This is a genomic window from Pectobacterium jejuense (assembly GCF_026800125.1).
GTDB lineage: Bacteria > Pseudomonadota > Gammaproteobacteria > Enterobacterales > Enterobacteriaceae > Pectobacterium > Pectobacterium jejuense.
In genome coordinates, this window is record NZ_JAPQKX010000013.1 from 81,991 (window position 1) to 89,113 (window position 7,123).

Annotated in this window: 9 protein-coding genes and 2 pseudogenes; 4 read left to right on the top strand and 7 right to left on the bottom strand. The window is 45.1% G+C overall.

Annotated elements, in window-relative coordinates; genetic code table 11:
• The first annotated feature begins 135 nt into the window (after positions 1-135).
• Both NXT09_RS20130 and mobC read left to right on the top strand, forming a co-directional pair.
• Positions 136-1,998 carry a type IV secretory system conjugative DNA transfer family protein gene (locus NXT09_RS20130; protein ID WP_268580977.1) on the top strand — a complete coding sequence of 621 codons (1,863 nt, stop codon included), beginning with the start codon at positions 136-138 and terminating at the stop codon, positions 1,996-1,998.
• 8 nt (positions 1,999-2,006) lie between these two features.
• A complete protein-coding gene (gene mobC, locus NXT09_RS20135) occupies positions 2,007-2,753 on the top strand; it encodes a MobC family replication-relaxation protein (RefSeq protein WP_268580978.1) in 747 nt (248 codons plus the stop codon).
• 126 nt (positions 2,754-2,879) lie between these two features.
• Here mobC and NXT09_RS20140 read toward each other — a convergent pair whose 3' ends face one another.
• Genes NXT09_RS20140 through NXT09_RS20155 form a run of 4 tightly spaced genes read right to left on the bottom strand, consistent with a single transcriptional unit; the run spans position 2,880 to position 4,447 of the window.
• Entirely contained in the window at positions 2,880-3,245 is a 366-nt protein-coding gene (locus NXT09_RS20140; RefSeq protein WP_222850891.1) for a hypothetical protein, read from the bottom strand.
• On the bottom strand, positions 3,242-3,487 hold the full coding sequence (locus NXT09_RS20145; protein WP_111778818.1) for a hypothetical protein: 246 nt from the start codon (positions 3,485-3,487) through the stop codon (positions 3,242-3,244). The genes NXT09_RS20140 and NXT09_RS20145 overlap by 4 nt, the downstream gene beginning before the upstream one ends.
• Positions 3,480-3,707, bottom strand: coding sequence for a hypothetical protein (locus NXT09_RS20150; protein ID WP_222850890.1), 228 nt, complete (start codon positions 3,705-3,707; stop codon positions 3,480-3,482). The genes NXT09_RS20145 and NXT09_RS20150 overlap by 8 nt, the downstream gene beginning before the upstream one ends.
• An 11-nt stretch (positions 3,708-3,718) precedes the next feature.
• The gene (locus NXT09_RS20155; protein WP_268580979.1) at positions 3,719-4,447 is read right to left on the bottom strand and encodes an ATP-binding protein; all 729 of its coding nucleotides are present in this window, start codon (positions 4,445-4,447) and stop codon (positions 3,719-3,721) included.
• A 304-nt stretch (positions 4,448-4,751) separates the two neighbouring features.
• Between NXT09_RS20155 and NXT09_RS22620 the strand changes: the two are divergent.
• Positions 4,752-4,837 (top strand): annotated as a pseudogene (locus NXT09_RS22620) (mobilization protein mobC); the annotation flags it as partial.
• A pseudogene (locus NXT09_RS22535) lies at positions 4,820-4,954 on the top strand (MobC family replication-relaxation protein); the annotation flags it as partial. The pseudogenes NXT09_RS22620 and NXT09_RS22535, both read left to right, overlap by 18 nt.
• Before the next feature lie 33 nt (positions 4,955-4,987).
• Here NXT09_RS22535 and NXT09_RS20165 read toward each other — a convergent pair.
• From NXT09_RS20165 to NXT09_RS20175, 3 genes are all read right to left on the bottom strand, one after another.
• Complete coding sequence (locus NXT09_RS20165; RefSeq protein ID WP_268580980.1) at positions 4,988-5,302, bottom strand: CcdB family protein; 315 nt, start codon at positions 5,300-5,302, stop codon at positions 4,988-4,990.
• 2 nt (positions 5,303-5,304) lie between these two features.
• Positions 5,305-5,541 (bottom strand): type II toxin-antitoxin system CcdA family antitoxin, encoded by a 237-nt coding sequence (locus NXT09_RS20170; protein WP_268580981.1) that lies wholly within the window; start codon positions 5,539-5,541, stop codon positions 5,305-5,307.
• 328 nt (positions 5,542-5,869) lie between these two features.
• Entirely contained in the window at positions 5,870-6,814 is a 945-nt protein-coding gene (locus NXT09_RS20175) for an ArdC family protein (RefSeq protein ID WP_268580982.1), read from the bottom strand.
• Positions 6,815-7,123: the final 309 nt, after the last annotated feature.

Consider the following 7,123-nt stretch of genomic DNA (forward strand, 5'->3'; position numbering starts at 1 on the left):
AGCATGCTTTCTGACACATGACCGCAGAGCGGTCACCTTCTTCGCCCCAAACGTTCGCCCCACCTTTTCGCCCAATACCGTGGGGCGAATTGATGGGGCGATGCATTGGGGCGAGTCTCTGGCGAAGGAGGCATCATGATTTTAAATAAGCTTGCCGTTTCACTGTCGCCGATAGTGAATGGTGCGCTAGCCTTTATTGATGTTATACAACAGCATCAATTAATGATGGCGCTATTATCGGGCCTGACCCTGCCGTTTTTTTCCTCAATGAAGAGCGATGAACGGCAAAAAGCCTCGCTATGGAAAAAGCTGATTATCAGTTTTTCCCTGCTGTGTTTTCTGTTTGGCACAATGGGACCATTACTTATTAGCGTTTTTCAGTGGCTTTATAACGGTAGAATACTTACCCGCACTCCCATTCTGGACTGGTCAATATTAATTATATTTACCGTGGCCGGGTTTATTTTCCATATTGCTCTGCGCCGAACATTAACGCCTGAACTGGATAAAATAAAAAAACGACTCATCAAAAAGACCAGTCTTGAACGAGAATTACGCACCGATGTACGCACGGTGAAATCTCTGCTGCCGGAAACGCTGCATTATAACCCGCTGGATTATATCGAACTGAGCAAAGGCATTTTTATCGGGATGGACAGAGAGCAACAGCCGATGTACCTCCCGTTAAAAGACTGGCAAAAACAACACGCGGATATTATTGGAACCACCGGAGCCGGTAAAGGTGTCGCAACCGGTATATTGCTTTACCAAAGTATCCTGGCGGGTGAAGGTGTATTTATTATGGACCCAAAGGATGATGAATGGGCGACGCATCTTTATCGCAAGGCCTGCGAGGATGCAGGCAAACCCTTTGCCTTAATTGACCTGCGAAAACCGCAATACCAATTAAATCTGATTGAAAATATTACGCCTGACGAACTGGAGGAATTGTTTGTTGCGGGATTCAGCTTGGCGGAAAAAGGTCAGGAATCCGATTTTTATCGTATCGACGACCGAAAAGCGGCACGTATGGCGGCACAATTTGTCAGCAGTCATCCCTCTTCTACTATCCGCGGTATTTATAACGGCGAATATGTTCAAAGTATCGCAGAGGATATCAAAGCCTTTTTCGGCAAGATTGAAGAGCTGGCGTTGCTCAATGCCATCAACGCGCCGACAGGATTTTCACTCCAATCGGTTTTTGATGAAGGTGGCTGCTGCTATCTCATCGGCTCAATGCGCAACAGCAAAATCATTACTGCACAGCGCATGCTGCTGGTACGTTTGTACCAGTTAGCAGAACGGCGCGACCGGGTAAAAGAAACGCCCCGCCCCATAGCCATCTTTCTCGACGAACTGAAATACCACCTATCAAAACCAGCGCTGGAGGGGTTAGGCGCAGCACGGGATAAAGGCGTACATATCATCATGGCCCATCAGTCCGTTGCCGATTTAAAAGACTGCCCAGCAGATTTAAAAGGCGATGCTGTTGTCGGTGCAGTCGTTGAAAACGCTAAATTCAAGCTAGTTTACCGCGTTATGGACCCGGATACGGCGGAATGGGTGGCGAGAATGTCCGGCACCATCTTAGTGGATGATGAAATCCGCAAAGCGAAAACCGATGCCGTACTGGCGGAAACCATCGACGGTGAACGTACGATTAGACAGGCCGAGCGTTTCTTTATCGACAGCAATATGATCCTGAACCTGCCCGATTTTGTCAGCTTTATCTTTACGACGAGAACGCTTCCCTCAGCCTCACTAATTTCCCCCATCAAGGTACAAAAACGCGAGTTGGAGATCTATTCCGTGTCTCCGGATATTGCCGCGTCGGCAGCACCAGCAAAAATCGCGCTGGACTTCGACGAGGAAGGAGCAACACCCACTTCAACGCCCAATGTCGCAGCAACCCGGCCCGATCTTTTCTTTGAAGGGGAAAGGGAATCAACAAAGCCGAGATCTGATGATGACGAAACACCGTCCTTGCTCAATTTTTAGGAGGTTTCATGCTTATCGCCACGCATAGCGAGCGCACCACGCGCAACAGCGAGAAGATAAAAAGGCTGCTGAATTTCCTGAAGGAAGAAACCTACAGCGACTTTAAAACACTGATGCTGCTGTTTGGCTTCAGGGATCATAAATCGCTGTATACGTTGCTGACAAAAACTGAGCGAATGGGGTTAATACAAAAGTATGTATTTGAATCACGGACGATGAAAATGTCATTGTGGGGCATAACCAGCGACGGACTGGCTATCGTTTTAACGCCGGACGATGACATTTTCCCGGCACGATTTGAGCCTTCAAAAATCACTGGCTGGACGCTGGAGCACCACCTTGATAATCAGGTGGCTAGGCTCATCCTGGAGAAAAAAGGTGCATCCGGATGGGTAAACGGCGATCGCTCAACGTTCCTCAGCCAGTATCAGGTCAAACACCGCCCGGACGGACTCGTCACACTCCCTGACGGACAGATCATCGCAGTAGAAACCGAGCGCCGCCTGAAGACCAAAGCCCGCTATCAGTCAATCATCGCCAGCCATTTGCTGGCCCGGACACAAAAGCACTGGATTTACGTCTTTTATATCGTACCGGACCTACAGAAAAAACGGGCGCTTGAACTGCTGTTTGGCAGCGTCAAGCACGTCATCATCAACCATCAGCACATACCGCTGGAAGCACGTCACCGCAATGTTTTTCGTATTTATACTCTCGACGAGCTGCGACAACTGGAGCCGTGGCAATATTCATAAGCTGGATCTGGCGTTGCCAAATCTCATGGTCGGCTAAGAGCGAGAAGCGGACTTTAATACTTCACTCAAACACTGGCACAGCTCTGCTGCCTCACTGAGCCGAGTGTTTGGCTAATAATATATTACTCAATCAAATGAAAAATAGATATTGCCTCGCATTTTCAATAGTTTATATATTTTAGTTAGTTCCCTCACGTATAGTAAATTCTCTCTGATTTCTTTTATTGTTGGGCTACTATCCATATTTGTAAATATTTTTTCTAATTCTTCTTGTCTTTCGCTCTCTATAAGAGAAAGTAAAACCTTTCTATTTTTGCTAGTGAGCTTCGCAGATAAAACTGAATATTCCTCCCCTTCGATAATAAAAGAACTTTCATGATATTCAACCTTTTTAGAAAAACCAATTTTTGCTAATTTTTCATAGCAATAATCAGACACTGAAATAACCTCTGGCTCTTTATTTTTATTATAGAACGTTAACTCCATCATCATTCAGTCTCCTTTTTTTCTTTGGATTCCAATTCTTTTGCAATGACTTCTCTCAAACGATCAACTTCACTGGGCTCAACACCCTCATATAAGGTAATACCATTTTCCGTTAATTTATCCTTTGTTTTCTGAGACGCTTTTGCCTGAATGATTAATATATCTACCGTTCCTGTCTCTATGATTTTTTCAACTTGAGAAGGAAATATATTTCTCCTTGTTTTGATCTCTCCAAATCTTTTAATCATTAGTATCATCCTGAATATATTTATACTTCCCAAGGTACATATCTAAGGCACTAATGAGTTTATCCTTTTTATCATGAGGATATTCAAAGTCCCCCCTTGGATCACCATTAACAGTTGGAATGACTAATATATCATGCAACCTTGCAATTTCAACGACTAGTTTAGTTGCATCCCTATGTTCTTCGAGCTTTTTTATCATCTTATCTTCATCAGTTGACACTGTATACCTCCCTATTTATAGCGTAATTCTAATTCATGGTAAGTTTGATAATCTAAGAAGTCATTAATATTTATAAAGTTATTTTCTTTAGAAATCATGGTATTAAAATACACTTTAGAATAAATTGATTTCAACTCCCCCAAGGTGTATTTTTTTTGCTTGTATATTTGGAATATTTCACTCAATGATCCCTCAATGCCAATATCAGTAAGAACACCCAATTCTTCAATTAGTTTTACAAAATCATTTTCATTAAGCTCAATATTAAAATCTTCTTTAAAATAGAATCGCCTAAGAACAGATGTATCGATAATTTCTTTAATATTGGTTGTCGCTATTATTATGAATTTATAGATCTCATCACTCCTAACCAACTCATCTATAATTGTATTAAATGTTAGAAGTATTCTTTTTATACTATCATTGTCATTTTGATGTCTATTGATTGTAAATGAATCCAACTCATCAATTATGATGAAATAGTAGGAGTTATTATTTTTAATTTCTTCTTTTTTGCTTTGAAAATACGCCCTTAAATTAGATGAAGATTCACCAAAATTGTGTGAAATTAATTCATCAACATTTAGCCTGGCAATATCAATATTATAGTCTTTTTTAAGCTCCTCATAAAGAATGCTCGCAACAGAACTTTTCCCAGTACCTGGATACCCATTAAACAAAAATGTTGGGAAAATTGACAATTGTGAAAGCTTTGAGATTTTTTTACTATCAGAATTCAAAAATACTCTGCAGGAATTGTAGAGTTTCTCGATTTTATCATCCAAACAATATAGTTTATTCGAAATTATCAATTCTCTTGCACCCCTTGAGTGATATTTTCTGGATATAACATAAAGTTCCTCAGTAAAGAGATGCTTTCAGTTGACCCTATTCAGAGTAAATTAATCAATTTACGCCACCTTTTCAATGGTTTTTTGGCACACCTAGTGGTGCACATTACTTGGGTAGGATCATATCTGGCACATGTTAGTGATGTTAACAGAGTCTGCTTTTGGCACGGAGCGGACAGAGAGTGAAGTCACCAAGCATCTTGAACAGCGTCGTCTGGTGCTGCAATGGTGGGCTAATTTTCTGGATGCTACAGCAACGGTCTGGTTAGGCTGTTTGACAGTATCAGGACGGTGGTAAGGAACAACGTTCCCGTCCCGTTTGATACAAAGATCCGGGAGATGTTTCTCTTCCGCACTATCGACGAGCTTGAACAGGCCCCCGTCAGCGACGATTAAAGGCATGCCTGTTTAACAGAATAGAAAGAAACGTCAGAACCCGTCGATGAGGAAGTCTATTGCCGCCTTTACCTGAGTGCGGTACTGCGAAGCATCACAAAACACCGCCCCCAGAGCCTGGACAGGGATACTTGCCAGCTCGTGGGTCATTACGGCGTATTCTTTGCCGTCCGTCAGCATGACGACGGGGACAAGGCAATCCGGTCGGAGGCCTGCAGGATACTTTTCAATCGGGAGCAATGGGATCACTATCCGACGATTCAATTGTCCAATAATATCGCTCGTGACATCGAGCAACAGCGGGTAAACGACGCTTTTCCCGGTATTACCATATACAGTGAATTGCATGGTTAAAACGTCCTGTATTCATCGCTGAAACAACCCTGCTCATCATGAAAACGATTTAGTGCTGCGAGAGCCTCCCTGTTTTCTTCCTGCCATTTTTTCGCTTCATGAGAGCGAAGCTCTGCATCCAGGGCGGTTGTCAGGATAGCACTCAGATTGATGCCCGCCTCACGCGCTCTTACCAGTAAGGTACGCTCTACTGTCATGGTCACGCTCTGCGTGTTGCGTTGTTTCGCGGTCATGGTTTCTCTCCTGCATGAAATGCCGTGCGCATTACACGGCATAATACACTTATCATAACACCAAAGACAGGCTCTGCTCCCCTTACAGTCCTGCAAACTTCACAGCCAGTCGTCATACCTGAGCCGTCGTTTACAGCAATCACCGATGTATAAACGCCGTTTGCGGGATGTGCGGGCTCTTTGCCGCCCGCTCCCGCAGCCTGCGAATTTTCCGGGCATTTGATGCCCGGAAAATTCGCAGGGAAATTAATCTCCCTGAGACTTCTGTCACTCTGCCGCCCAGCTATAAGGTTAAAGCCGCACTCCTTTGCGGCTTATCATCTCCGCCTCAAATCTTATCCATCAGGTAACGATGCGCTTTTGAGGCGGCGCTGGCCGCTTTGAAAACATAGCGCTTGTCGTTTTTCAGCGCCTGAAGCCATGAGGCAATATAGTTTTCGTGCTGCACTTCTCCAATAATACCCAAATCCGCCATCAGAAAAGCACTTCCCAGCTCCGCCACTAATTCCTCCTCCGCATAATCTGCACTGCCAAATTTCCCTTTCATTTCACGGTTAAGTCGTTTTTTACCACCACTCCAGTGAACCAGCTCATGCAGGCCGGTAGCGTAAAAGTTAGCAGCATCAGCGAAAAGATGACGCTCGGGTAACCAGACCTCATCAGTTGAGAGGCGGAAAAAGGCGTTTTGTCCTTTCTCAATGATGTTTACGCCGCTCTTCTGGAACAGATTTTCAGCCTCCGGCAACGGGTCAAAGGTTGCTTCCGGGCTGACGGTTTCAGTTGTCAGCGGAAGGCCATCAATTTGTTCAACATTGAACACGTTGAAAGTTTTCAGCATCGGGATCTGGTCGATTTCGCCGTCTTCGTTCTCTTTCTCTAAGGTTGTATAGAAGATGGCTGTCGTGCCATGCTCACCTTTGCGAACCTGCCCACCGACTGCCTGTGCTTGTTTGTAGGTCATCCAGCGTGAATCACCAAAACCCTGTTTTGACGCACTGCACCACAACAGCATGATATTCATTCCGCTATACGCGATACCAGTTGCGAAGTTGGAAGGCAACCCAGACATACCCGGCACTCGTTGCCACGGGCAAGACCACGGTTTTACACCGGCTTCAAGCGCTGCAATGATGTTATCGGTGACGGTCTGATAAATATCGGTTTTGGCTTTAGAAAATTTCGTTTTTGAGGAGCCTGACTGCTCCAGCGGGGATACGCTGGTCGCCGCTGCGGTGTTAGGGGCGCTAGTCTGGGTATGCTGGGAAATCGTCATATTTTTTCTCCGTCAGTGGTGTGAATTTCGTCTTCGTATCGCCTGACGGTTCGCTTTCCCGGCATCGTTCCGGCACGCAAGGGCGCAGAATGCGTGCCATTTACCCTTGCGGGACGGGTTGTGTTGGGAAACGATTAACCGGAAGCTGATTCGGGAACGGAAGGCACACGGGAGAAAAAACTGACACTGCATAGACGAGCGTAGCGCCCCTTAGGCCGCAGCGGTGAAATGGGTTTGGGGTTTGGGGTTTGGGGTTTGGGGTTTGGGGTTTGGGGTTTGGGGTTTGGGGTTTGGGGTTTGGGGTTTGGG